Genomic DNA, 25,188 nt, shown 5'->3' with positions numbered 1-25,188 from the left:
AAATTACTATTTAAACTTAATATAGGAAGGCAATGGGAAAATTTTAACTAATTTTATACCAATAAAAAAGTATAGAAATGGAGAAGTATAGTGAGAATGAAGCAATGCCCAAGTTAGCAAATTTACATAACTGGATGTATAGCAATAATGGTATAGAAAAAGAATTTGGTTTTAAAAACTTTACTCAAGCCCTTGGTTTTATTGTTCAAGTTGGGATTTTGGCCGAAAAAGTAAATCACCATCCAGAATTGTTTAACGTGTATAAGAGGGTAGTCATACGCTTGTCTACGCATGATGCTGGTGGTGTGACCGACAAAGATTTTGATTTGGCCACAGCTATAGAAGAGTTGTAAGAGTTAGATTGTTTTAACAATTCAAATTGAGATTATATTGACTAGTATTATTCTAGATTGGTTTTGTCAATAGGTGCTGTTTTGTCCATTCAATAAAGTTTGCCTTTAAAATTGAAGTACTTTATTTGTGTATTAGGTAGTTAAGTGGGTTTGTTAGGAATTAGAACTTTATCGTTACAACATTTTAATACTCTGTTATGGTAAATGTATTTTTACTAGAATATAGGTGTTGACGAGGTATTTTATAGGATTGTATGGAGTTGATTTTAAGGGATTAACCTTTTGAGTAGCACATTTATAAACATATTTAATTTTATCCGGGTTGATAACAAGAGAATAGTCTTACTTAATAATTTAAAAAGTGTAGTTAAACGATTTTTTTAACTTCAAACAAGTCTTTAATCGTATATTTGAGCATGTTAACGATGTAAAAACAGCGATCATGAAAAAATTATTCACACTTTTATTTACTTTTACAGCTTCATTTTTAATGATGGCAGAGGTATCTTCATCTGAGAAAGCAGCACTTGTAAAATTGTATAATGCTACAAACGGTGCTAGTTGGACTGCAAAGTGGGATTTGACCGCAGCAGTTGCTTCTTGGAAAGGCGTAACCGTTGAAGGAAATAAAGTGATCGCTTTAAATTTACCTAACAATAATTTAGTCGGTATGTTGCCTGCTGAGCTTGTTAAGCTTATCAACTTACAAGAACTGAATTTATATCGTAACAAAATTTCAGGATCTCTTCCAGCTGATTTGTCAAAAATGAATGAGTTGAGAGTTTTGGACCTTGGTTTTAATCAATTGAGTGGAGTAGTTCCTGCTTCAATTTGTCAAATGACAAAATTGGTAAATGTTAGTCTTTATATGAATAGGTTAACCGGTGAATTGCCAGCACAATTAGGAGCCTTGGTAAATTTAGAAACATTGTCATTATTCAATAACGAAATAGAAGGTCAGATTCCTGCTTCTTTATATGCAGTTCAAAATTTGAAGGTATTGCTTTTAAATAGTAATAAATTATCTGGTCAATTGAGTCATAATATTGCAGACATGAAGTCTCTAGAAAATTTAAGTTTATTCGAAAATAATTTTGAGGGTCAAATTCCAATGGAATTAGAAAAACTTAATCGTTTGAAAGAAATGAACATATCATACAATAAATTCAGCGGATTAATCTCAAGAAGATTGGCAGTTTTGGATACCTTAAACATGACAATGTTCAATGATAAGGGTGTTGCAGTATTATTGAATGTTGCAATGGATATTCAAAGACCATTAGTGTCTGAAGAATAGTAGAAAAGAGTTTTTCATAAGTTAGTATTTAATAAATTTGTTTAGAAACTGTCTCCTCCAAGGCAGTTTTTTTTTGTTCCAATCTCAATGTGTTCATTTGTTAAAGTTTCTTGTAAGTTTGTGAACCGGGTTAAAGATTGGGATTGAGATTAGTTTACTATTATTGTTTTGTCTGAAAAGAAGGTAACTTGTTTTTTATCTGGATTATCTATTAATGCGGGACGATAGGTAGTAGTAACGAAAGTGAGTAGTTCTTAGATGTTTTTTGTGATGAAATCTGGAATGGTAAATCGTATTATATGAAGATTATAAAGAAGTAGCCTTTTTCGGTTTGGGAAAGTAGCAAAAAAAATCCTTATTCTATAAAAGAATAAGGATTTTTGGTTGTTAGACTTAACTAGATTAATGAATTCTAAAATAAGGTTTTAGGGTAAAATCTGTTGGTGTTTTTATGATTTAGAAAAAGAAGTAACCGACTGACAACTGAAGTACTCCGTTTTTAATTTTATCTGCGCTATAGTCCGATTTATTGATGTTGGATACTCCCATGTTGTATCTCGCGCCAAAATTCAGTCCATTTTCTAGTTTATATCCTAGTCCAAAATTGACTCCAAAATCTACAGTCTTAAGGGAATTTTTTATATCTAGGCTTTCGTTTTTAGCAGATAATAAATAGCCAATTTGTGGTCCAGCTTCTACACTGAATCCTTTTGAAACATAATATTTCCCCATCAAAGGAACATTTAAATAACCTAAGGCAATTGTCTTATCATTTAAACTATATCCTTGACCAGAATATAGGAGCTCGGGTTGAAAAGAAAATTTATCAGAAAGTGGAATTTCTGATAAAACGCCAAAATTGAATGCTGTTACAGTACTAGCATCTTTGGTGTTGTCTCCGCTAATATTTGCAAAGTTTAAACCTCCTTTAATACCAAATTTAATTTTTTGGGCAGTAACATTTGTAAATCCTAAAACTGTAAGTATAGCTAGTGTCAAAATTTTTTTCATAAAGTGTGTTTTGAATTGTTTTATGCAAAAGTCAGGCAAACAGTACTGTAAAAGGTTTCAAAAGCTTAAAAGTGTATAAAATGGTACTTATTTCATTGTGTTTTTATATTCGTTTGGTGTTTGACCAGTTGCTTTTTTAAAAGCATTGTAGAAAGTTGTCTTAGAAGTGAAACCAGATTCCAATCCCATGGTCAATAAATTATAGTTGTCATATTCATAATTTGAAATCATTTCTTTTACAGCTTCAACTCTATAGTTGTTGATGTAGTTGGCAAAGTTGTCTCCTGTTATAGAATTTATAATTTGAGAGAGGTACCCTGCGCTAATGCCTAGTTTTTCGGCAATTTTTTCTCTGTTTAAAGTGTTGTCGGTGTATATATGCTGCTCTCTACACAGGGATTCAAGTTTTTGATAATATAGATTGTCTGCTGTTATTGCGTCCTTGCGATCTTCGGTTTGGCCATTTTCTGTGATTGAAAGACTGCTGAGGGAAAGAGTTGAGTCTGTATTTAAAAAGGTAGCAATAGCATCTTTATTATTGGCAAGTTTATATTTGTAAATTCCCATATAGGCTATCCAGTGAATTAAAAATGTTGCCACCAAAGCCAAAACACTCATGGTGTGAGTAATATCATAATTAAAAATTAAGCCCGCTAGTGCGGCACTAAGCCAAGCAAGCAGTGTTAAGGAGATTATGGTTATTAAAGTTAGAATCCATTTTTCTTCTTTTGGATCTTTTAAATATTTGATTTTAAAAAAAGTATATACCGTAAGAAATGGGATGAATGTAATAGCTAGCAAAAAGTGAATTAAACTAAATATTTGGATAATTAACATTCCTGTGTCAGAGATAGTAGCCGTCCCAGTAATATGCTCAAGATTGCTTGTTAATGCAAGAGAGACTGACAAAGTAAATGGAATATAACACCAAAAAATTCGTTGTCTACCTTTTGAAGGATTATCGGTGCGATTGATTGTAAACAAAAAGAGAAAAGTAGGTACTAGAAAAACCCATTCTATGTCATCAATAAATTGCAGAAAAGGGTAGGAGGTGAATACGTGTTGAATTTCACAAACATGTTTCAGTAATTCTATTGACAGTGTAAATAACAAATAAGCCAGGTATTTATTTGAATTACTATTAAATAAGGAAGACTTTAGTATAATAAATCCTAAGACAATTCCCTGAAAAATCGCAATATTTAAAAGTGCTGTGTAAATCAATTTTTTTTGATATAAAAGTTGCTTTTCTGATTGATAAGGCGAATTTATAGTAATACGGATGACTTTTTTAATGACTTAAGAAATGATTAACTAAAAATTCTTTAAGCTGAAAGAACTTACAAGGTAAAAGTAAAGAGTATTTGGAAAGTAATGTAGTACTGTTACGAAAGTGGGTTTTTCTATTTGGATGAACTAAATTATTTGCCTGACCATAAGTTTTGTGCTTGATCAAAGATGAATAAAGTTTTTAAAAAACAAACATATATAAAGAAAGCTTCACATTTCTGCGAAGCTTTCTTAGTAGTCCGCCGCTGCGAAGACTCGAACCAGTGTCCGCCGCGGCGGATATGAGTCCTCCAGGTTATTTACTATAAATTAGATTTTTTATAAATTCTCTACCAATACCAGTTTTAAAATATTTTTCTCTTTTCATAGCTTCACTTTTGGTAGAGAAAAATTCGACATGGATTACGCCCCATGGTCTGAATTTCAAGGTGTGTCCTTTGGTACCTAGTTCGTTGTGAGATTTAAAACGTTCAATAAGATTGGATGTAAATCCAGTGTAATTTTTATCGAATTTTTGGGAATATAGAATGTAGACAACAAATTCTTCCATGATAAAAAGTGTTATAAACGAAAAAACACCAACTTTAATAAGGTGGTGTTTTTCTTAGTAGTCGGCCGCGGCGGAGACTCGAACCAGTGTCCGCCGCGGCGGATATGAGTCCTTTGAGTTATTTACTATAAATTAGATTTTTTATAAATTCTCTACCAATACCAGTTTTAGAATATTTTTCTCTTTTCATCGCTTCCGATTTAGAGTTGAAAAACTCGACATGAATTACGCCCCATGGTCTGAATTTCAAGGTGTGTCCTTTGGTACCTAGTTCGTTGTGAGATTTAAAACGTTCAATAAGGTTGGATGTAAATCCGGTGTAGTTTTTATCGAATTTTTCAGAATATAAGATGTAAGCAACAAATTCATCCATGGTAAAAAGTTTTATAAACGAAAAAACACCAACTTTAATAAGTTGGTGTTTTTCTTAGTAGTCCGCCGCTGCGGAGACTCGAACTAGTGTCCGCCGCGGCGGATACGAGTCCTCCAAGTTGTTTACTATAAATTATATTTTTTATAATGTAAAATATAATATAAAAAAAAAGCTTCACATTTCTGTGAAGCTTTCTTAGTAGCGGGAACTGGACTCGAACCAGTGACCTTCGGGTTATGAGCCCGACGAGCTGCCTACTGCTCTATCCCGCGATGTACGGTAAATTTAATAAACTTAGTAGCGGGAACTGGACTCGAACCAGTGACCTTCGGGTTATGAGCCCGACGAGCTGCCTACTGCTCTATCCCGCGATATATTATAAACTTGTGCTTTTTAAACGTTGCTAGGCTAGCTTTGTTTAGTCGTATTACACAAAATGTTTTCAGAACTTATTTTCCTTTTTCAAGGATGTGATTCAGTTAGGTTGCTACTGCATTTCCTTATTGTTTCGGGTGCAAAGATACATATAAATTTGAGATTAGCAACGGTAAATTTAAAAAAATGTTTTATTTCATGTATTGACTTGATATGATTACCTTTGCAGTATTAAAAAAATTAAGGAAATGGCACACAAAGCAGGTTTTGTAAATATTATAGGGAATCCTAATGTAGGGAAGTCAACGCTAATGAATGCGTTTGTTGGGGAAAGATTGTCTATTATTACCTCAAAAGCACAAACTACAAGACATAGAATTCTAGGGATTGTAAATGGAGAAGATTTTCAATTGATTCTTTCGGATACTCCTGGAATCATTAAACCTGCTTATGAAATGCAGGAGTCGATGATGAATTTTGTAAAATCGGCTTTTGAAGATGCAGATATCTTAATCTATATGGTTGAGATTGGAGAACAAGATTTGAAAGATGAAGCTTTTTTTAATAAAATTATACACTCCAAAATTCCAGTTTTGTTGTTGTTGAATAAAATTGACAATTCAAACCAAGAACAATTAGAGGAACAAGTTGCTTTTTGGACGGAGAAAGTACCTAATGCTGAGATTTATCCAATTTCGGCTTTGAAGAACTTTAATGTTCCTGAGGTTTTTGGACGTATTTTGGAATTGCTACCAGAATCGCCAGCTTATTATCCAAAAGATCAATTGACTGATAAACCGGAACGTTTCTTTGTAAATGAAACTATCCGTGAAAAGATCTTATTGAATTATAGTAAAGAGATTCCGTATGCAGTTGAAATTGTGACTGAGGAGTTTGTTGAAACAGATGCTATAATCAAGATTCGTTCTTTGATAATGGTAGAGCGCGAAACCCAAAAAGGAATCATTATTGGTCATAAAGGTGCTGCTTTGAAAAAAGTAGGAGTGGAGTCTCGTGAGGATTTAGAGAAATTCTTTGGGAAGCAAATTCACATCGAGCTATACGTGAAAGTAAATAAAAATTGGAGAAGTAACGCTAATATGTTAAAGCGTTTTGGATATAATCAGAATTAAAAAACGGTACTACTTTTGAATATTCAGGTATTAAAATTTAAATCAGGATTGGAATTTATTTCTAATCCTGGTTTTTTTTTAGCCCAGATCGAAATGGAAACCCCGCAGTGAAAAAAGGTTGTTGTTGCTGGGGTTGCAGAGCGACCGGAGGAAGCTCCTGCAAGCACATTGCAACAACTCCTTTTTGAGCGAGGAGTTGGAATGAAGAGCTGGAGTGGCTTCTGAAAACTAATTTTCTATTATTTTTAAATATAATTTTTCGAGTTCCTTCATTTGATCGTTTCCGTTATGTCGAATTTGGCGCGCTACGAAATAGAGTATGATCCAAACAGATAGGAGAATGCCTAAGACAAAGTAGTCGAGCATCAGGTCGTTTTTCAGAATATAATTGGAGTATAGTACGCATAAAAATACTAGGAAAAGACCGCCCAGGATAAAGTGTAGGAACATGAAAAAGGTCCATAATGTTTGATCTGGCCCATACAAGCCTCGTATATGCGTCTGGTTTTCGGCGGTTGGCTCAAATTCAAGGTGTAAGTGGGGCGAATAATATTTTTTTTCGGGTCCAATAATGTGTAGCCAAACGTGATCCCGACTTGTTTTGACGAAGTACTTGTCGTTTTTTAAGGCTTTGAAATCTTTGAATTTTTGTTCTAATTGTGTAGCTGGTTGGGGCACATCGTTATAAAAACGGAGCAATAGTCTAACTTCATGATCGACTTCCATAGGTGGTTAATTTTGGTGTTAAGTGACTGCGGTTGTGCTAATATATCAAAAAAAATGAAACGCAAGCTTTTAAACACTACCTTTGCCGTATAATTGAAAAATAGATTATGAATAATATTGTTGCGATAGTAGGAAGACCTAATGTAGGGAAGTCAACCCTTTTTAATAGGCTGATACAAAGAAGAGAAGCTATTGTAGATTCGGTTTCGGGAGTTACCCGTGATAGAAACTATGGTAAAAGCGAGTGGAACGGAAAAGAGTTTTCGGTGATTGATACAGGTGGATATGTGCGTGGATCTGATGATGTGTTTGAAGGAGAGATTCGCAAGCAAGTAGAATTGGCCATTGACGAGGCAGATGTAATCATCTTTGTTGTTGATGTTGAGGAAGGAATTACGCCGATGGATGATACTGTGGCAAAATTGTTACGTAAGGTTAAAAAACCAGTGTTATTGGCTGTTAATAAGGTAGATAATGCCATGCGTGAGAAAGATGCAATTGAGTTTTACAACCTAGGACTGGGTGAGTATTACACATTTGCAAGTATCTCAGGTAGTGGAACAGGGGATTTATTGGATGCTTTGATTAAAGCTTTTCCAGAGAAACCAGAAGTTGAAGATGCTTCAGACTTGCCACGTTTTGCAGTTGTAGGACGTCCAAATGCTGGAAAATCTAGTTTTATCAACGCTTTGATTGGTAAAGAAAGATATATTGTTACAGATATTGCAGGTACAACTCGTGATGCAATTGATACAAAATTTGACCGTTTTGGTTTTGAATTTAACTTGGTAGATACTGCTGGAATTCGTCGTAAGGCGAAAGTGAAAGAGGATCTAGAATTCTATTCTGTGATGCGTTCGGTACGTGCGATTGAGCATGCAGATATTTGTATTTTGATTATTGATGCCACTCGTGGATTTGAAGGGCAAGATCAAAGTATTTTTTGGTTGGCTGAAAAAAACCGTAAAGGTGTTGTGATCTTGGTTAATAAATGGGATTTGGTAGAAAAAGATACCATGTCTACCCGTGATTACGAAGATAAAATTAGAGAAGAATTAATGCCATTTACAGATGTGCCAATTCTTTTTGTGTCGGCATTGACCAAACAACGTTTATTGAAAGCCTTGGAAGCAACTGTAAAAGTGTACGAAAGTAGACAGCAGCGTATTCCGACTTCAAAATTTAATGACTATATGTTGAAAATTATTGAAGCGTATCCTCCACCAGCAACCAAAGGGAAGTATGTGAAAATTAAATATTGTATGCAGTTGCCAACTAAAACACCTCAGTTTGTGTTTTTTGCCAATTTGCCACAGTATGTAAAAGAGCCATACAAGCGTTACCTTGAAAACAAAATTAGAGATAATTGGGATTTTTCGGGTGTGCCAATTGATATTTACATCAGAGAAAAATAATAAAATTATCACTTATAAATACTACCCCAAAAGAGCAAATTGCTTTTTTGGGGTATTTTTTTTACTTTGGATTAAACCTTTTTAGTTTTTAATCGTCCAACGTGTACTATTTACCAAACCAAAATAAATCATGTTGAAAAGCCAATTAGTAGTTCTGTTTTTATTTTTATCATTTTTAAGTTACGGACAGGAAAGCTATTTTGTACAAGGTCAGATTTTGGATATCAATACGCAGCAACCTCTAGAAGCTGCCAATGTCTATTTTTCGGTAGTGAAGGATTCCTTGAAATTAGGAAGTACTACCACGGATAATGGCGGAATGTTTAAAATTCGAATAAAAAAATATGATAATCCCGTTTTTTTGAATGTATCCTATGTTGGTCATGAGAACTATAAGGATGAGCTTTCTGGAATTGTTGAAAACAGAGACTTGGGTACAATATATTTATTTAGTACCGAAAATGTATTAAAAGATGTTGTGATCAAAGCAACTGCATCGCCAATGGTAGTGAAGCAAGATACATTAGAGTATAATGCGTCATCGTTCAAGGTACGTCCAGATGATAATGTGGATGCGGTGCTGAAAGAATTACCTGGTTTTGTAATTGATGACGAAGGTAAAATAACGGTCAACGGGAAAGAGGTAAGTCAGATTTTGGTCAATGGGAAAGCTTTTTTTGGTAAAGATGGCGCTATTGCGTTGCAAAATTTGCCTGCGGATATTATTAATAAAATTCAAGTTTCTGACTTTAAAACCAAAAAAGAAGAGCTAGCGGGAGATGATGCTGCCTCTGATTTTTTGAGTGTCAATTTGACTATTGATGAAAAGAAGAATAAAGGTTATTTTGGAAAATTCCTGGGAGGATATGGTAGTGATGATCGGTATGAAGGGAGTTTCTTGGTCAATCAATTTGATAATAAGCAACGAATAAGCGCAGTTGGATCTACAAATAATATCAACTTATCTGGTTTCTCAATCGATGAAGCTTTTGGGGAAGATAAGGGGAGTTCTAACGGTGATGTGGGAGCTACAATTTCGAGAAAAGGAATCACGACTACCAACTTAGCTGGTTTTAATTATTTTAACGAATGGTCTGAGCAGCTAGAAACTACAGGCGATTATTCCTTTAATAACAGTGCAAATACAAATGCTAAAAAATCGACGCAAACACGATTTTTGCCTACGGGAAATATTACTACAGCATCTGACAGTGATGCAAAAACTGAAAATACCAATCATAAGGTTAATTTTGAGGTGGCCTACAAGCCGACAAAAAACACTCAGATTGTTTTTGAACCAAAACTTAGAAAATCGAATTATAAAAGTAGTGGGACCTCGTCAAGTATTTCTAGTAATGAAGCAGGGGCTTTGCTTAATGAAAATACTGGAACTTACTCGAAAAATACAGATTTGCTAAGTTTTGATAACGAGTTAACTTTTAATAAGACCTTCGCAAAAAGAGCACGCAACTTAAGCTTTTCTTTTACAAACAGTAACTCAAAAAATGATTTATTGGGTTTTAATGACAACAGTACCAAATCTTTTACGAGTGGAAACGTAAAGTTAAGAAACCAGTTAAATGATAATACTATTCAACGAGATTTGTATTATGGCCAATTGGAATACACAGAGCCATTGTCAAATGTGGTTAGGTTGCGAGTAGGTGCAGACTATAAAACAGACAATCGAAGTACAGATGAAAAAACATTTAATTTTGATACAACCTCAGATTCCTATTCTTTGTTCAATGATGCCCAATCAAGTTATATTTCGTCAAAACAGCGATTGATTTCCCCAAAAATGGGCTTTTTTTATGATGATAAAGTTTTTTCGTTTAATATTCGTAACAATACTTCAGTCATTCAGTATGACAATAGTTCGTTGTATCTGGGTAGTACGACCAATTTAAAAACGAATTACTTTATACCCGAATGGCATTCACAATTTAAGTATAAAGTAGATCGATCAAATTATGCACAACTAAAGTATGATTATCGTGTTAATTTACCAACGGCGTACCAGTTGCTACCCGTGACAGATATAAGTAGTCCAGTGAATACTGTGGTAGGAAATCCTGATTTGGAACCGATAAAAAAGCACAGCCTCAATTTTAATTTTAGAAATTATAATATGAAAAAGCGTTCTGGATATAGCATTTTTATGAAAGCAGATATCATTGATAGTGATATCATTTCGACAAAAGTGTATGCTACAGACGGAACGAGCTCCACTACTTTTATAAATATCAATAATATTTACAAAACTAGTTTGGGTGCCAATTGGAATACCTACAAAAAGCGCGACGGAAATAGTTACCGCTATGGTCTGGCTTTTAAAACTGATTATTCATTTGATAAAGGCTTTGTTAATAATGTTTTTTATGATGCAAGAATTTTAGCAATAACGCCACGAGCCTATTTCTCTTATAATTATGGTGAGTTGTTCTCTGTAGCGCCATCGTATAATCTGTCCTATGTAGAATCCAATTATAAAAATTATTCTATCAACAAAAGATCTAATGTTGTTCATAAATTAAATCTAAGAGCAACCAATTATTTTGGTCCTAAATGGGTATTGAGTAATGATTTTGGGTACAGTTACAATTCTAATTCTGGTAATGGGTATCGAAATGATTATAAATTATGGAATATGAGTTTGGGGTATACTTTTCTTGACAAAAGGTTGACGGCCAGAATGAAGGTTTTTGACTTGTTAAACCAAAATCAAGGATACACACGATCTATTACAGATACGTCAATACGTGATGAAGAAAATACCGTTTTGAAACGCTACGCCATGTTTTCTTTGATTTATAAAATTAAAAACTTTGGCGGAATGAGTGAGTCTAAATCAAGAAAGTCGGGTAGGCATAGAGAAAATAGCAGTGATATGTGATTTTAAAATATAATTGGTTAGTTGGTTGATGTAATGTCAATAAAGTTATTTTGGTTTATGATTTTATTAGGTTAACGCATTGCATCTTTAGAGCCTCGAGAAATCGAGGCTTTTTTGCTTAATAGGTCGTACTTTTAAATAATCTTGGCGTAAACTTCACTTGTAGGTACGCCCACGTAGCAACACGGTCTGGATTGCCTGTTTTTTTGATAGTTGTCATGGCTTCGGTAGGTAGTGCTATAGAAAATCCACTCTCAAGATGTGTATAGCTATTGGGTTTATAGGTTACGACTAGATCATGCTCATAACCCATGAATTTGGTCAAAGGTTGATTGGTTGTAGTATGAAAGCTTCTTTGGGTATAAAACAAATGATTGTTGGAGCTAATCTCTACTTTGTCTGTTAGCTTCTTATTGATAAATAGATAAGGATTTACTAATCCAGCGTTGCTAAGATCAGAGGGGAATTTGGTGAAAATATCCATAAATCCATTAAAACGGTGAGCAACACCATAAAGTGGGACAAAGCTATGGTCTACGTCACTAATTTTTCCTTTGTCACCACTTAAAATTTCAGCACCCAATCGAATAGCAAATTGTGATGTTGGGCTATATTTAACTTCAGGTTGTATGTACCATGACTGTATTGTTTTTCCGGTACTATTACGACCAGATTGGAGATAACAGTTTACCGTTGCATACCATTGGTTTGTTTTGTATTCCAGTCGACCACCATAGGTAAAGCGCCAGTAATTTTGTTCCTTTGTTACTACATCTTGATAAGCGTCTGATGCAATAATGGTGGTTATACTTGCATGTGAATCAAAATCATATTTGAGGTAGTGTACAGCCAAGGCTTTGTAATTGGTCCAAGTGGCTGCGGTGCCATTTCCAGGTGTTATGCTTAGCTCTGTAGGGGTGTAATCGGTGCCAAAAGTGCGTTCTGCAGTTTGATTAAAAGCACCAGCCAGCTCAGAGCTTAGTTTATTTTTTTTGTATCGAAAGGTAATAGCATCGTGACTATTACCATTTACTCGCCAATCGTTTTCGGCAAAGAGACGTTGATTGTCATACACTAAGCGTTGTCTTCCTATTCGAACAGAGAAATTGGGAGTAATATTCGGTTCAACATAACCTTCAAAAAGCTGAATTGTTCCATTTAAACCACGTGGATCATGCGATCCCCAAACTCGGGCATCTTGCAATGACACGACGGCATTAAATGCAGTTCCTTGTTTGTACTCAAAATTTAATCGGGTTCTTTGATTTACAAAAGCGCTCGCACTGCTATTGTCAGCAGGTATATTTGAGTAGCCATTGCGGTATTCAGCTCTGTTTCTTACTTGTAAATCGACCAAAAAGGTTTTCTCTTTTGAAGGGGCAACTTGCTTGTTTTTGTACGTAGCTCGTATAGAATCTGCTTCGACCTGCTTAATGATATTTCTTCGAATTAAAAGGTTTAAAAGATCATCAGAATTTTGAGCGAAAGTGCTCGTATATGTGATGAGCGTAAGTGCAAAAAGCAAGAATTTTTTAGTATTCATTGGATGCGTTGTCAAAGGTGAAATAGTATAGTGTTGCAATAAATAATTATTCAGTGGATGGCAAACGGTACTTTTTAAATCATTTATTTTCGGCAAATATATATAAACCCTATCGAATTAGTAGAGTTTTAATGTAATTTTTTTTATTTGTTTACTAGTGAAGCAATAGTAATGTCTTTCATTGCTTTCAAAGTTTCGTCTCGAATGGTCATTAATCCGTGTCTTAGTAGGCATTCGGCTTCATCGGTACAATCGGCACAACGCTCATAAAAATTCAACGAAGCACAAGGAAGTAAGGCAATAGCACCATCAAATAAACGATGAATATCTGCCAATGTGATTTCGTTTCCAGATTTTAAAAGGTAATAGCCACCAAATTTACCTTGCTTGCTACCTACAAAATGGCCACGTTTTAGATCTAGTAAAATTTGTTCCAAAAATTTTTTAGGAATATTAGCTGCTTCTGCAATCGCCGTCGTTTTCGAAATATGATCGGCATCTTGTTGCGCAAGATATAGTAATGCTTTGAGGGCGTATTTGGTTTTTTGTGAAAGCATCTCTTGGGTTTCTTCTTGTGGTTTTGAAGTAAATTAAAGTTAAAGATAAATAAAATTATAAATGCCACAATATTATTTTGGTTATTCCTGTTTTTTGCCGTGACTTTTGAGATGTTGTTGTTGGTTATTTTTTCAATGTTATGAATAAGGTGAAAATTAGGTTTTTGTTTTTTTTAGGTTGTTAACACGATTACTTTACTTACTTTTGCGCTCGCAATGGTTTGGCTATGCTAATCGGTATAGTTCAACTAAGAGGAAATCAGGTGCAAATCCTGAACAAGCCCGTTACTGTAAATTCCATGCAACATTTTGACAGATTTCAGTTTTCTTGAAATCGTAACTTTTGCCACTTTATTTGATTCTAAATAGGGGAAGGCGGTTCAAAATGGGAATAAGTCAGGAGACCTGCCACTGCCAAGAAATTGAAGCTTTCGCGGACCAAAGCTTTCAGCACAATACGAATGATTAAAATTATTTTTTGATTTTTCGAAATTACAAAAGAAACTATTTTTAAAAAGATAGCCATTATTATGCGTCTATGTAGCCCAAGGTATGCCTGGCTTTTACATAGTGGCGTGCAGTTGCTGGTATGGGTTTTATTTTTGAATCCAATCTACTCGCAAAAGCATGGCATTGCTGTAAAATCAGTGTCCGATTCTTTAAAACCGCACCATTTAAGTGAGGTGATTTTGTATACAAGCAAGCGAGAATTCAAAATTGAATCTCCGATGCCTGTTCAAATTTTGTCGGGTAAACAGCTCGATAAACTTAATAGTCTTTCTGTGGCCGATGCCATTCGGTATTTTTCGGGCGTCCAACTCAAAGATTACGGTGGTATTGGCGGACTAAAAACAATTAATGTTCGCTCGCTTGGTAGCGCACATACAGCTGTTTTCTACGACGGTATGAGCATTAGCAACGCTCAAAATGGGCAAGTAGATTTAGGCAGATATTCACTGGATAATATTGAGGCAATTGAATTGTACAATGGTCAAAAATCAACTATTTTTCAGCCTGCACGTGGATTTTTTGCATCAAATACTCTTTATTTAAAAACGAAGACCCCCCAATTCAAGGATGATAAGAATAGTAATTTACGATTAAAATTCAAAACGGGATCTTTTGGTCTAGTAAACCCCGCTTTTCTTTTCGAACAAAAAATAACAGAAAATAGTTCCCTAACCGTGAGTACGGACTGGACCAAAGCTGATGGTCACTACAAATATAGATATCAAAAGCGATATGGTTATGATACTACTGCCGTGCGACAAAATGGAGATATTGAGGCTTTTAGGACTGATTTGACTTATCATGCCAAATTTTCTGAAACGTCTAAAGCAACTTTCAAGGCCTATTTTTATGATTCAGAACGAGGGCTTCCTGGTGCAATTGTAGCTAACAATTATGAGCATGTGCAAAGACAATGGGATCGTAATTTTTTTGTTCATGGTTCGTTTCAAAGTTCTTACGCAAAAAAGTTTGAACTGCTAGCTAACGTCAAGTTTAGCAAAGACTTCAGCCGTTACAGTGATCCTGATTACAAGACACTGCAAGGAACTTTAGATAATAAATATTATCAAAATGAATTTTATGCATCGGTGGTTAATTTGTATACCATCAATTCATGGTGGAAAACCTCTTTGGCTACTGATTTTTCAATCAATACCTTAGATGCCAATTTATACCGTTTTCCGTATCCTACACGCTACTCGTATTTGGGTGCTTTGTCTAGTGATATGACTTGGGAGCGCCTAACCATTCAGGCAAATTTGCTGGGTACCTATGTTGATGAGCAGGTAAAAGAGTACCAGCAAGGAGATAGTCAACGTATATTTTGCCCTGTTTTATCAGCTTCCTATCAGCCTTTCAATACAAAAAATTTTCGTGTGAGAACTTTCTATAAAGAGTCTTTTCGAATGCCAACGTTTAATGATTTGTATTATACCTTCATCGGTAATAGTTCCCTTAAACCCGAGTTTACAACGCAATATAATGTTGGAGGAACCTATGTAATAGCACCTGGAAGTTTGTTACAAACGGCTTCTTTTCAAGTCGATGGTTATTATAATAGAGTCAAAGATAAAATTATAGCAATGCCTTCTGCCAATTTATTTCGATGGACAATGGTCAATCTGGGAGAGGTCGAAATAAAAGGAATAGATGTCAATACCAATTTTGTGTTCAAGCTTCCCGCAGATTTATTTTTGGACTTAGGGCTGAGCTATACCTTCCAAAAAGCAATTGATATCACCTCTTCAACGGGAACAACCTATCGAGATCAAATTCCATATACGCCCATCAACAGTGGTACGCTAACCTCTTCATTAAATTGGAAAAATTGGCAAATGAATTATAGCTTCATGTACACGGGAGCACGTTACAGTCAAAAGGCAAATATTCCTGTAAATTATGTGCAACCATGGTATACAAGTGATATGGCAGTTGCTTGGAGCGGAAAATTATTTGATCTTCCAGTGAAAACAGGAGTAGAGGTGAATAATTTTTTCAATCAATATTATGATGTAGTCCTCAATTTTCCTATGCCAGGACGTAACTACCGCTTTAATATCTCCTTTTCTTTATAAAACTAAAAATAAATAATTAAACTAAAATTCGAATGAAAGCAAATTACAAAAGAGGTTTACTGTTGTTACTCGTGGCAATTGGATTTATATCCTGTCAAGAAGACGCTCCTGCAATTGGTGAAGAAGTGGTGGGGTTACCATCAGAAACGGTGGTGTTTGTAGAGGGATTTTATCTTCTTAACGAAGGGAATATGAGCTCGAATAAAGCTTCTTTGGATTATTATGATTACAAAACGGGTAACTACCGTCGTAATATTTATAGCCAAGCCAATCCTGATGCTACTTTGGGTTTGGGAGATGTTGGAAATGATATTGGGGTCTATGGTAATAAAATCTATGCCGTCATAAATAACTCTAATAAAGTCGAAATATTAGATGCTACTACTGAAAAACGCCTTGCAGTTGTTGATGTGAAAAATTGTCGTTACATCACGTTTGCTGCAGGCAAAGCCTATGTGAGCGCCTATGATGGCGATGTGCAGCTGGGAGATAATTCACCATACGGATTTGTATCTGAAATTGATACTACGGCGTTAAAAATAACTAGGACCGTGCGAGTAGGCCGTCAGCCAGAAGAAGTAGCTGTGGTGGGCAAAAAATTGTATGTGGCAAATTCGGGAGGCTATAATCCAGATAAATATGAGAGAACTGTTTCGGTAATTGATTTGACCACTTTTACTAAAATAAAAGATATTGATGTTGCAATCAATCTTCATCGTTTGAAAGCCGATAGTGAAGGTGATTTGTACGTGAGCTCGAGGGGAGATTATTATGCAATTCCGTCAAAATTATTTGTCATCGATACGAAAACAGATGTAGTGAAAAAAACATTTGACATCGCATGTGCCAACTTAACGATCGTTGGCGACAATGCTTATGTAATTGGATCTGAGTTTAGTTACACCACTTTTGATTTTACAACTACATATTCCATGATAAACATAAAAACAGAGACAGTTAGTGATACTAGTTTTTTGCCAAAATCAGTAAGTGATTTAATTCAAACTCCATACGGCATTGCAGTTGATCCTATTTCAAAAAATGTTTACATCACTGATGCTGGTGACTATGTCTCTCCCGGAAAATTATACTGTGTTGAGCCAACAGGCACAGTCAAATTTACGGTGACCACGGGAGATATACCTGCTCATATTGCCTTCAAAAACAAATTAAAATAAAATCAATTACACATAAATTTATAAAAAAATGAAAAAGATTATTATTGCGCTATCGATCATTCTGTTTACAGCATCCTGTTCTAAAGATGAAATTAGTGCTCCAGAAATATCCATCACAGAACCTACAGGTGGTTTCTCAATCGACAAAATGCAATGGTTGCGTATACAACCACAAGTAAAAAATGATCAAGGAGCAACTTATTCTTGGTCTATTGAAGGGAAAGAAAGTAATACTACGGCTAATTTTGAAAATGTATTTGTAGCAGCAGGAACATACACAATTCAATTTACAGCAAAGAATCAAGGCGGCGAAACCGTTAAAACCTTTGTTGTTACGGTTAATGACAAGGTATATATCAATAAAATAACGAGAGTATTCGAATATTTGCCAGCTCCAGGCCAATTTATAAATGTCTTGCCACTAGCCACAAAGGATGATACAGCAGAGACCATGAGAGTGAAAGCAGAAGAAAAATTAACTGCAAATAGTATGATTACATTAGGTGGTTTTGGAGGCTACGTGACTTTTGGTTTTGATCATACGGTGATTAATAAAGATGGGAACGATTTTGTTGTACTAGGAAATGCCTTTTCAAATAATGCTGAACCTGGAATCATAATGGTTTCATACGATGCTAATGCAAATGGTTTAGCAGATGATGAATGGTATGAAATTGCAGGATCTGAATACAATAAAGACACCACAATTAAAAATTATGAAATCACCTATTACAAACCTATAGAAGAACCTGCAAATGCAACTGAGCCAGAGTATATAAAATGGACAGACAATCAGAAACAAACAGGCTATCTTTCTAAAAATGCGTATCACAAACAAAGCTATTTTCCATATTGGAAAGGTGAAACACTGACTTTAAAAGGAACATTTTTGAAATCAACGATGGTAAAAGCGAGTTATTGGATTACTCCAGCCTATGAATTTGGTTACGCTGATAACTGGTCTAATACGGATGCTAAATCACAAATTGACATAAGCTGGGCAGTAGATAAGGATGGTAAAGCAGTACAGTTAAAAGGTGTCGATTTTGTAAAAGTATATAATTCAAATCGAGCTGAAAACACTTCTACAGGGGAACAATCTACTGAGGTTGCAGGATTTAAAGATTTAAATATCCAATAAAATAGATATTATATTTATTTAAAGTGAAAAAGGCTGTCCGAATAGGGCAGCCTCTTTGCTATTTTTATCATTCTATTTTCTGTAATTATGCTTCAATTGTTTCTGATGAAAATTGAGGTTTAGCATGTTTCTTTACCAACTTCCGCCAGATCCACCACCAGAGAAACCTCCGCCGCCAAATCCACCACCGAAGCCGCCGCCACCGCCGAAACCACCACCCGATGATCCGCCACCAAAGCCACCACCGCCACGTCCCAAATTACTTAGGATAATAGCATCGAGCAGGCTTGGTCCGCCACCACGGTTGCCAGAGTTTCCGCCACTACCGCCACCTTTATTCTTGGAGGCAAGAATTATGATAATCACAATAATGATAATAAAAGGTAGAATAGGGAAATCTTGACTTTCAGCTTGTTTGCGTTGGCCTTTGTATTTTCCTTTAAAAACATCAATAATAGCATCGGTACCTTTGTCTAGTCCGTTGTAGTAGCTACCTGCTTTAAATTCAGGAATGATAATATTTCTGGTGATTTCACCACCAATTCCAGCTGTCAATCGATCTTCGAGACCGTAACCAGGTGAAATCCATATTTTTCTTTCAGCTTTAGCCAACAAAATCAAAACACCATTGTCATCTTTTTTGGTTCCACCAATTCCCCATTGCTGTCCCCATTTTGGGGTTAGAATTCCAATATCTTCTCCCTTCAAACTTTCGATTGTAATCACAACAATTTGAGTGGTTGTACTATCAGAATAATGGATGAGCTTCTCTTCTAATTGTGCTTTTTCGATGCTGCTCAAAACATTGGCATAATCGTAGACCGAAGTTTGCATCTTTGGAGGCTCCGGAATTGTAAACTGAGCAAATAGAAAACCACTGTTCAATAAAAGGAGGAGCGCAAGTATCACGCTCCAATCCTTTGTTAAAAATTGTTTTTTGTTTTTTGAAAGTTGTTTTTTGAAAGTTGATTTCTGCATTGTTATCCTTTTGAAATTTCGTTAGACAACTCGTTGATGTCGTCGCTAGTGTAAGGAAAGTGTTTTTTTAATTCTTGACCAGCGCTCAAAATTCCGTCAATCAATCCTTGTTTGAAGTTGCCAGTTTTAAATTGTGCTACCATGATATCTTTGGTATTATCCCAAAAATCATCGGGAACAATATCATTTATTCCTTCGTCACCTAAGATCACAAAGTTTTTATCACTAACGGCAAGGTAAATCAAAACACCATTTTTTTGTTGGGTTTTGTCCATTCCTAGCAATTTGAAAACAGCCAAGGCACGATCGTAATGATCAAGATCAGTCGTGTCTTCAATATGTACACGAATCTCTCCCGAAGTATTTAATTCTGCGGTTTGAATAGCTGCTACGATAGCATTTTCTTCTTCTGAGGTTAAAAAATCTTCAACTTTTGACATATGTTTTCAATTATTTATTCCCCGCCGCGGCGGGATTAGGGGGAAATTAGAATTTTACTTCTACCGGTTTATCAGCACCTTCAACAGCGTTGAAATAAGCTTTTTCTTTGAAACCAAACATACCTGCAAATAATGAATTTGGGAAAGTTTTGATATGTACATTATAAGGTTTAGCAGCTTCGTTAAAACGAGTACGAGCCGTCAAAATTTGATTTTCAGTACTTGCCAATTCGTCTTGTAATTTCAAGAAGTTTTCATTTGCTTTCAAGTCAGGATATTTTTCTACAGTTACCAATAAACGAGACAAAGAGCTACTTACTCCAGATTGAGCAGAATTAAAAGCAGCCAATTGCTCTGGTGTAATGTTTGTAGGATCGATAGTTGTTTGCGTTGCTTTTGCACGAGCCTCAATAACAGCTGTCAATGTGCTTTTTTCAAAATCAGCAGCACCTTTTACTGTGTTTACTAAGTTTCCAATAAGGTCATTACGACGTTGGTAAGCCGTTTGCACATCTCCCCAAGATTGTTCTACGTCTTGACCCAAAGTCACTGCCGTATTGTTAATTCCTTTAACCCAGCTATAACCAGCAAATACCACTACAGCAATAATAATCCAAGGTAAAAATTTTTTAAAATCCATTTTTCTATTTAATTTAATATTTGTTATTTATTGTTTTTAATTACTTTTTTAATTTAAATGTGTAAGTTCAATCTTCTTTTCTATTGAATTTTGCAATTGACATTTGCAATTGACATTTGAACTTGATTTTTGCTAAATTTCGTTCTTAATATTCGTCAACTGCACTTTTATGCTTTCAAGCTTTCGAATAATATCATATTTATCCAAGGTTTTCTTTTGTCCTTCTTTCAAATGTGTTTTGGCGCCTTCAAGGGTAAAGCCTCTTTCTTTTACCAAGTGATAAATTAATTGCAAATTGGTCACATCCTCCGGCGTAAACATACGATTTCCTTTGGCGTTTTTCTTTGGTTTTAAAATATCAAATTCACTGTCCCAAAACCGAATCAGCGAAGCGTTCACATTAAAAGCCTTGGCAATCTCACCAATACTGTAATACCTTTTATCTTTAGAAAGCTCTATGTGCATATTCTTTTATTAATAATTATTTTTTTTCAAAAATCAAAGTTCAAATGTCAAAAATCAAAAATCAACTGTCAATTTCAAGAATCAATTTCGATTGCTACATCAAAAATCAAAAATCGTTAATCAAAAATCGTTAATCAAAATCATCAATCTCTAATCTTTAATAAGATATAAAATTCCAACAATCCTAAATTTTTAAATCCTAATTCCTAAATTTTAAAAATTTTTAATCAAGCGACTGATTCTCTTGATTTGCAATTTGCGAAATCGCAATATATTCTACAGCAGATATATTACCGTAATAAAAATTCAGTGGGTTGGCTACTTTACCTTCCTTATGAACTTCATAATGCAAATGTGGCGCTTCCGATCTTCCGGTGCTACCCACAAAACCAATTACGTCACCCCGTTTTACACGTTGTCCTGCGCGGCAATTATACTTGCTCATATGTGTATACAAAGTCTCGTATCCATAACCGTGCCTAATCACTACATGGTTGCCATAGCCCGAAGCCGTGGCATCTGCCTGTGCCACTACGCCGTCGCCCGTTGCATAAATCGGCGTTCCAGTTTGTGCCGTAAAATCCATGCCTTCATGCATTTTTCGTGCTTTTGTAAACGGATCGGTTCGGTATCCAAAACCTGACGCCATTCGTTTCAAATTTTCATTTCGTACTGGCTGAATGGCAGGAATGGCAGATAAGAATTTATTTTTCTCCTTGGCCATTTTCAAAATAGCGTCCAATGATTTTGATTGAACAGCCAATTCTTTGGACAAAATATCTACTTTCTCTGTTGTCGTTGCCACCAGTTTGGTATTATCGTACCCTTGCAACTCGGCATAGCGGTTGGGATCTTTAACTATCGCTTTTCGTTCCTCGGTTGCAATAGGCGAAATGTTAAAATACGTTCGATACAAATTATTATCTCGATCTTCAATTGCTGCTGTTACCGTCGAGAGTTCTTCAATTCTCTTATCCAAAACCTCGTAATTTAGTTTTAGATTCTCAATCTGTCTGGCCATCAACCGATCTTTTGGAGTGTCAAAATAAGGAGTATTCAATAAAGCTACAAAACAGACAAAACCAAATAGGGCAGATGCTACCAAAAACAACACTAAATAGGCAAATTTGTGTCTTTTCTTGGTTTTAATCTTCCGATAGGCCAGATTTTCAGAATCGTAATAATATTTTACTTTCGCCATATTTTAAAATACCCTATTTTTGCACGTCAAAAATGGTTGGTTGAACAAATTTAAGAAATGTTTATTCGTATCGCCACTTTTTTCGGAATAAAAATAATTAGGGCCTGATCCAGCTGTTCGTTGCAAGTTCTCGATAGGTACTCTTTTTTTCTAATGAACCCGCAGGAGCTTCTCCCGACGCTTCGGGAGTCGCTCTGCCGCTTCAAGAAAAAAATAGAGTCCCCATTCTCGAAGCTTTCCACTGCCATCTGGGGCATGAAATGGTGCTCAGAACAACATTCGATTAAAATTAAAATTAATACTGCCCAAGTGGTAATAAAATAAAAACTTTGAGCTTTTGCGCCCCTGTCTACCGGCAGATTAATGGTGAAAAAAGTTCCTGAGTAGTAAAAAACATAAAAATGAAATCACAAGACATTCGCAAAGCGTATCTACAATTCTTTGAAAGTAAAGGACACCTTATTGTTCCTTCGGCTCCTATTGTTCTAAAAGATGATCCAACCTTGATGTTCAACAACTCGGGGATGGCACAGTTCAAAGAATATTTTTTAGGAAACGCCACACCCAAAAGTAATCGTATTACCGACACTCAAAAATGTCTTCGTGTATCAGGAAAACACAATGACCTTGAAGATGTAGGATTTGATACCTACCACCACACCATGTTCGAAATGTTAGGAAACTGGTCGTTTGGCGATTACTTCAAAAAAGAAGCTTTGCCTTGGGCTTGGGAATTTTTGACGGATGTTTTAAAATTAGACAAAGACCGTTTGTATGTTTCTGTTTTCGAAGGAAATGAAGCTGAGAATGTACCTTTCGATCAAGATGCTTTTGATATTTGGAAACAATTTGTTCCCGAAGACCGAATTATTTTAGGGAATAAAAAAGACAACTTTTGGGAAATGGGAGACCAAGGACCGTGCGGACCTTGTTCTGAAATTCATATTGATTTACGTACAGATGAAGAACGAGCTGCCGTATCTGGTTTTAGTTTAGTTAACGAAGATCATCCACAAGTAGTGGAAATTTGGAACAACGTATTTATGGAATTCAACCGTAAAGCCGATGGTTCTCTAGAAAAATTACCTGCACAACACGTAGATACCGGAATGGGATTTGAACGTTTGTGTATGGCAATGCAAGACGTAACGTCTAACTATGACACCGATGTTTTTACACCGCTTATCGCTAAGGTGGAACAAATTACAGGATTAAAATATACTTCAAACGAAATCAAAAACGTTTCAGAAGAACAAAATAAAACCAATATCGCTATTCGTGTGATTGTGGATCACGTGCGTGCGGTAGCCTTTGCTATTGCTGACGGACAGTTGCCATCAAACACGGGAGCAGGTTATGTAATTCGTCGAATTTTGCGTAGAGCGATTCGTTACGGATTCACCTTCTTGGATACCAAAGAGCCATTTATTTTTGAATTGGTGGCTGTTTTGGCAGATCAAATGGGTGAGTTTTTCCCAGAAATCAAAAAACAACAAACGTTGGTTACCAATGTAATTCGTGAAGAAGAAGCTTCTTTCTTGAGAACTTTGGACCAAGGATTGCAATTGTTAGACAAAGTAATCGCTGAAACTTCGGGTAAAGAGGTGAATGGAGCTAAGGCTTTCGAACTATACGATACTTTCGGTTTTCCAATTGATTTAACTGCTTTGATTTTAAGAGAAAGATGCTTTAGTTTGGACGAAGCTGGTTTTGATAAAGCCATGCAAGAGCAAAAATCACGATCTCGTGCCGCATCTGAAGTATCTACCGATGACTGGGAAATTTTAGTTGAAGGAAATACAGAAACTTTTGTAGGCTACGACCAAGTGGAGAACGAAGTGAAAATTACTCGTATTCGTAAAGTTGATTCTAAAAAAGATGGTGTATTGTACCAAATCGTTCTTGATGCTACCCCTTTCTACCCAGAAGGAGGAGGGCAAGTAGGTGATAAAGGAACATTGGTTTCGGCAAATGAAACGATTGAAATCATCGATACTAAAAAAGAGAATAACTTGATTTTGCATTTTACCAAGAAATTGCCAGAAAATGTAAATGCTAATTTTATCGCCAAAGTAAATACCGATTTAAGAGGGTTGTCAGCCAAAAATCACTCGGCTACGCACTTAATGCACCTAGCATTACGCACGATTTTGGGTACGCATGTAGAACAAAAAGGTTCATTGGTAAATCCGAATAACTTGCGTTTTGACTTTTCGCACTTTTCAAAAGTAACCGAAGATGAATTGCAACAAGTTGAAGATTTTGTAAACGCAAGAATCCAAGAGCAATTACCGTTGATCGAAAGAAGAAATATTCCGATTCAACAAGCTTTGGACGAAGGTGCAATGGCATTGTTTGGAGAGAAATATGGAGATAATGTACGTGCAATAAAATTTGGAAACAGTATGGAATTGTGCGGTGGAATTCACGTGAATAATACAGCTGATATCTGGAATTTCAAAATCGTTTCTGAAGGAGCGGTTGCGGCAGGAATTCGTCGTATCGAAGCGATTACTAGTGATGCGGTAAAACAATTTTATGCTTCGCAAGAAACGTTGCTGGGCGAAATTAAAGCGACATTAAAAAATCCACAAGATGTTTTGAAATCAGTAATTTCTTTGCAAGAAGAAAATGCTAAAATCAAAAAAGAGATGGAGCAATTGTTGAAAGATAAAATTGACGGTTTAAAAAATAATTTGGTTAGCGAATTTAAAGAGGTAAACGGAATCAACTTTTTGGCAAAACAAGTCAATTTGTCTATGGGAGCTACCAAAGATTTGGCAATGGCAATTGGAAGTTCAAAACCAAATTCTTTTGTGTTTTTGGCTTCGATTGAGGATAATGCGCCAAATATCCACTGTTATATTTCTAAAGAGTTAGTGGCTCAAAAATCATTAAACGCTGGAAACGTCATTAGAGAATTAGGAAAATTAATTGATGGAAATGGAGGAGGACAACCCTTCTTCGCTTCTGGAAAAGGAAAAAATGTAGCAGGTATTGCAGGGGCACTTGACAAAGTGATCGAATATGTACAATAACTA

At 35.5% G+C, this 25,188-nt stretch carries 21 protein-coding genes, 2 tRNA genes and 1 riboswitch; of the genes, 9 read left to right on the top strand and 14 right to left on the bottom strand.

What is annotated here, in order from left to right; genetic code table 11:
• Window positions 1–77 precede the first annotated feature (77 nt).
• Both FFWV33_RS00665 and FFWV33_RS00660 read left to right on the top strand, forming a co-directional pair.
• The gene (locus FFWV33_RS00665; RefSeq protein ID WP_108739103.1) at window positions 78–353 is read left to right on the top strand and encodes a 4a-hydroxytetrahydrobiopterin dehydratase; all 276 of its coding nucleotides are present in this window, start codon (window positions 78–80) and stop codon (window positions 351–353) included.
• Window positions 354–795: 442 nt separating this feature from the next.
• Complete coding sequence (locus tag FFWV33_RS00660; RefSeq protein WP_108739102.1) at window positions 796–1,650, top strand: leucine-rich repeat domain-containing protein; 855 nt, start codon at window positions 796–798, stop codon at window positions 1,648–1,650.
• Window positions 1,651–2,106: 456 nt separating this feature from the next.
• Here FFWV33_RS00660 and FFWV33_RS00655 read toward each other — a convergent pair whose 3' ends face one another.
• The 6 genes from FFWV33_RS00655 to FFWV33_RS00630 all read right to left on the bottom strand — a co-directional run bounded on the left by FFWV33_RS00655 (window position 2,107) and on the right by FFWV33_RS00630 (window position 5,245).
• Window positions 2,107–2,661 carry a porin family protein gene (locus tag FFWV33_RS00655; protein ID WP_108739101.1) on the bottom strand — a complete coding sequence of 185 codons (555 nt, stop codon included), beginning with the start codon at window positions 2,659–2,661 and terminating at the stop codon, window positions 2,107–2,109.
• Between the two features lie 87 nt (window positions 2,662–2,748).
• A complete protein-coding gene (locus FFWV33_RS00650; protein WP_245891608.1) occupies window positions 2,749–3,645 on the bottom strand; it encodes a helix-turn-helix domain-containing protein in 897 nt (298 codons plus the stop codon).
• Between the two features lie 601 nt (window positions 3,646–4,246).
• Entirely contained in the window at window positions 4,247–4,501 is a 255-nt protein-coding gene (locus FFWV33_RS00645; protein WP_108739099.1) for a GIY-YIG nuclease family protein, read from the bottom strand.
• A gap of 118 nt (window positions 4,502–4,619) precedes the next feature.
• Window positions 4,620–4,874, bottom strand: a complete 255-nt coding sequence (locus FFWV33_RS00640; protein ID WP_108739098.1) for a GIY-YIG nuclease family protein — start codon at window positions 4,872–4,874, stop codon at window positions 4,620–4,622.
• Between the two features lie 199 nt (window positions 4,875–5,073).
• Window positions 5,074–5,146: transfer RNA gene (locus tag FFWV33_RS00635), tRNA-Met, on the bottom strand.
• A gap of 26 nt (window positions 5,147–5,172) precedes the next feature.
• Window positions 5,173–5,245, bottom strand: a tRNA-Met gene (locus tag FFWV33_RS00630).
• Between the two features lie 252 nt (window positions 5,246–5,497).
• On the opposite strand from FFWV33_RS00630, the gene era reads away from it, so the two are divergent.
• A complete protein-coding gene (era, locus tag FFWV33_RS00625; RefSeq protein ID WP_108739097.1) occupies window positions 5,498–6,382 on the top strand; it encodes a GTPase Era in 885 nt (294 codons plus the stop codon).
• Between the two features lie 228 nt (window positions 6,383–6,610).
• Here the strand turns inward: era and FFWV33_RS00620 are convergent, their stop codons facing one another.
• Window positions 6,611–7,108, bottom strand: coding sequence for a hypothetical protein (locus FFWV33_RS00620; RefSeq protein ID WP_108739096.1), 498 nt, complete (start codon window positions 7,106–7,108; stop codon window positions 6,611–6,613).
• A 107-nt stretch (window positions 7,109–7,215) separates the two neighbouring features.
• On the opposite strand from FFWV33_RS00620, the gene der reads away from it, so the two are divergent.
• A complete protein-coding gene (der, locus tag FFWV33_RS00615; RefSeq protein WP_108739095.1) occupies window positions 7,216–8,523 on the top strand; it encodes a ribosome biogenesis GTPase Der in 1,308 nt (435 codons plus the stop codon).
• A gap of 130 nt (window positions 8,524–8,653) precedes the next feature.
• On the top strand, window positions 8,654–11,419 hold the full coding sequence (locus tag FFWV33_RS00610; RefSeq protein ID WP_108739094.1) for an outer membrane beta-barrel protein: 2,766 nt from the start codon (window positions 8,654–8,656) through the stop codon (window positions 11,417–11,419).
• A 118-nt stretch (window positions 11,420–11,537) separates the two neighbouring features.
• Here the strand turns inward: FFWV33_RS00610 and FFWV33_RS00605 are convergent, their stop codons facing one another.
• Both FFWV33_RS00605 and FFWV33_RS00600 read right to left on the bottom strand, forming a co-directional pair.
• Complete coding sequence (locus tag FFWV33_RS00605; RefSeq protein WP_108739093.1) at window positions 11,538–12,962, bottom strand: alginate export family protein; 1,425 nt, start codon at window positions 12,960–12,962, stop codon at window positions 11,538–11,540.
• Between the two features lie 143 nt (window positions 12,963–13,105).
• The gene (locus tag FFWV33_RS00600; protein WP_108739092.1) at window positions 13,106–13,519 is read right to left on the bottom strand and encodes an RrF2 family transcriptional regulator; all 414 of its coding nucleotides are present in this window, start codon (window positions 13,517–13,519) and stop codon (window positions 13,106–13,108) included.
• A gap of 200 nt (window positions 13,520–13,719) precedes the next feature.
• A riboswitch (cobalamin riboswitch) is annotated at window positions 13,720–13,946 on the top strand.
• Between the two features lie 301 nt (window positions 13,947–14,247).
• Here FFWV33_RS00600 and FFWV33_RS00595 point away from each other — a divergent pair.
• Genes FFWV33_RS00595 through FFWV33_RS00585 form a run of 3 tightly spaced genes read left to right on the top strand, consistent with a single transcriptional unit; the run spans window position 14,248 to window position 18,423 of the window.
• A complete protein-coding gene (locus FFWV33_RS00595; RefSeq protein WP_245891606.1) occupies window positions 14,248–16,104 on the top strand; it encodes a TonB-dependent receptor plug domain-containing protein in 1,857 nt (618 codons plus the stop codon).
• A 32-nt stretch (window positions 16,105–16,136) separates the two neighbouring features.
• On the top strand, window positions 16,137–17,282 hold the full coding sequence (locus tag FFWV33_RS00590; protein WP_108739090.1) for a DUF5074 domain-containing protein: 1,146 nt from the start codon (window positions 16,137–16,139) through the stop codon (window positions 17,280–17,282).
• Between the two features lie 28 nt (window positions 17,283–17,310).
• Window positions 17,311–18,423, top strand: coding sequence for a PKD-like domain-containing protein (locus FFWV33_RS00585; protein ID WP_108739089.1), 1,113 nt, complete (start codon window positions 17,311–17,313; stop codon window positions 18,421–18,423).
• Between the two features lie 132 nt (window positions 18,424–18,555).
• Here the strand turns inward: FFWV33_RS00585 and FFWV33_RS00580 are convergent, their stop codons facing one another.
• The 5 genes from FFWV33_RS00580 to FFWV33_RS00560 form a co-directional block, all read right to left on the bottom strand.
• Window positions 18,556–19,401 carry a TPM domain-containing protein gene (locus tag FFWV33_RS00580; RefSeq protein WP_108739088.1) on the bottom strand — a complete coding sequence of 282 codons (846 nt, stop codon included), beginning with the start codon at window positions 19,399–19,401 and terminating at the stop codon, window positions 18,556–18,558.
• A gap of 2 nt (window positions 19,402–19,403) precedes the next feature.
• Complete coding sequence (locus FFWV33_RS00575; RefSeq protein WP_108739087.1) at window positions 19,404–19,841, bottom strand: TPM domain-containing protein; 438 nt, start codon at window positions 19,839–19,841, stop codon at window positions 19,404–19,406.
• A 46-nt stretch (window positions 19,842–19,887) separates the two neighbouring features.
• Complete coding sequence (locus tag FFWV33_RS00570) at window positions 19,888–20,481, bottom strand: LemA family protein (RefSeq protein ID WP_108739086.1); 594 nt, start codon at window positions 20,479–20,481, stop codon at window positions 19,888–19,890.
• A gap of 132 nt (window positions 20,482–20,613) precedes the next feature.
• Entirely contained in the window at window positions 20,614–20,946 is a 333-nt protein-coding gene (locus FFWV33_RS00565) for a MerR family transcriptional regulator (protein ID WP_108739085.1), read from the bottom strand.
• A gap of 223 nt (window positions 20,947–21,169) precedes the next feature.
• Window positions 21,170–22,147 (bottom strand): M23 family metallopeptidase, encoded by a 978-nt coding sequence (locus FFWV33_RS00560; RefSeq protein ID WP_108739084.1) that lies wholly within the window; start codon window positions 22,145–22,147, stop codon window positions 21,170–21,172.
• Window positions 22,148–22,548: 401 nt separating this feature from the next.
• Between FFWV33_RS00560 and alaS the strand changes: the two genes are divergently transcribed.
• The gene (gene alaS, locus FFWV33_RS00555) at window positions 22,549–25,185 is read left to right on the top strand and encodes an alanine--tRNA ligase (protein ID WP_108739083.1); all 2,637 of its coding nucleotides are present in this window, start codon (window positions 22,549–22,551) and stop codon (window positions 25,183–25,185) included.
• The last annotated feature ends 3 nt before the right edge of the window (window positions 25,186–25,188 follow it).

The organism is Flavobacterium faecale, from assembly GCF_003076455.1.
Taxonomy (GTDB): Bacteria; Bacteroidota; Bacteroidia; order Flavobacteriales; family Flavobacteriaceae; genus Flavobacterium; species Flavobacterium faecale.
This window is presented reverse-complemented; position numbering and strand designations above follow the sequence as displayed.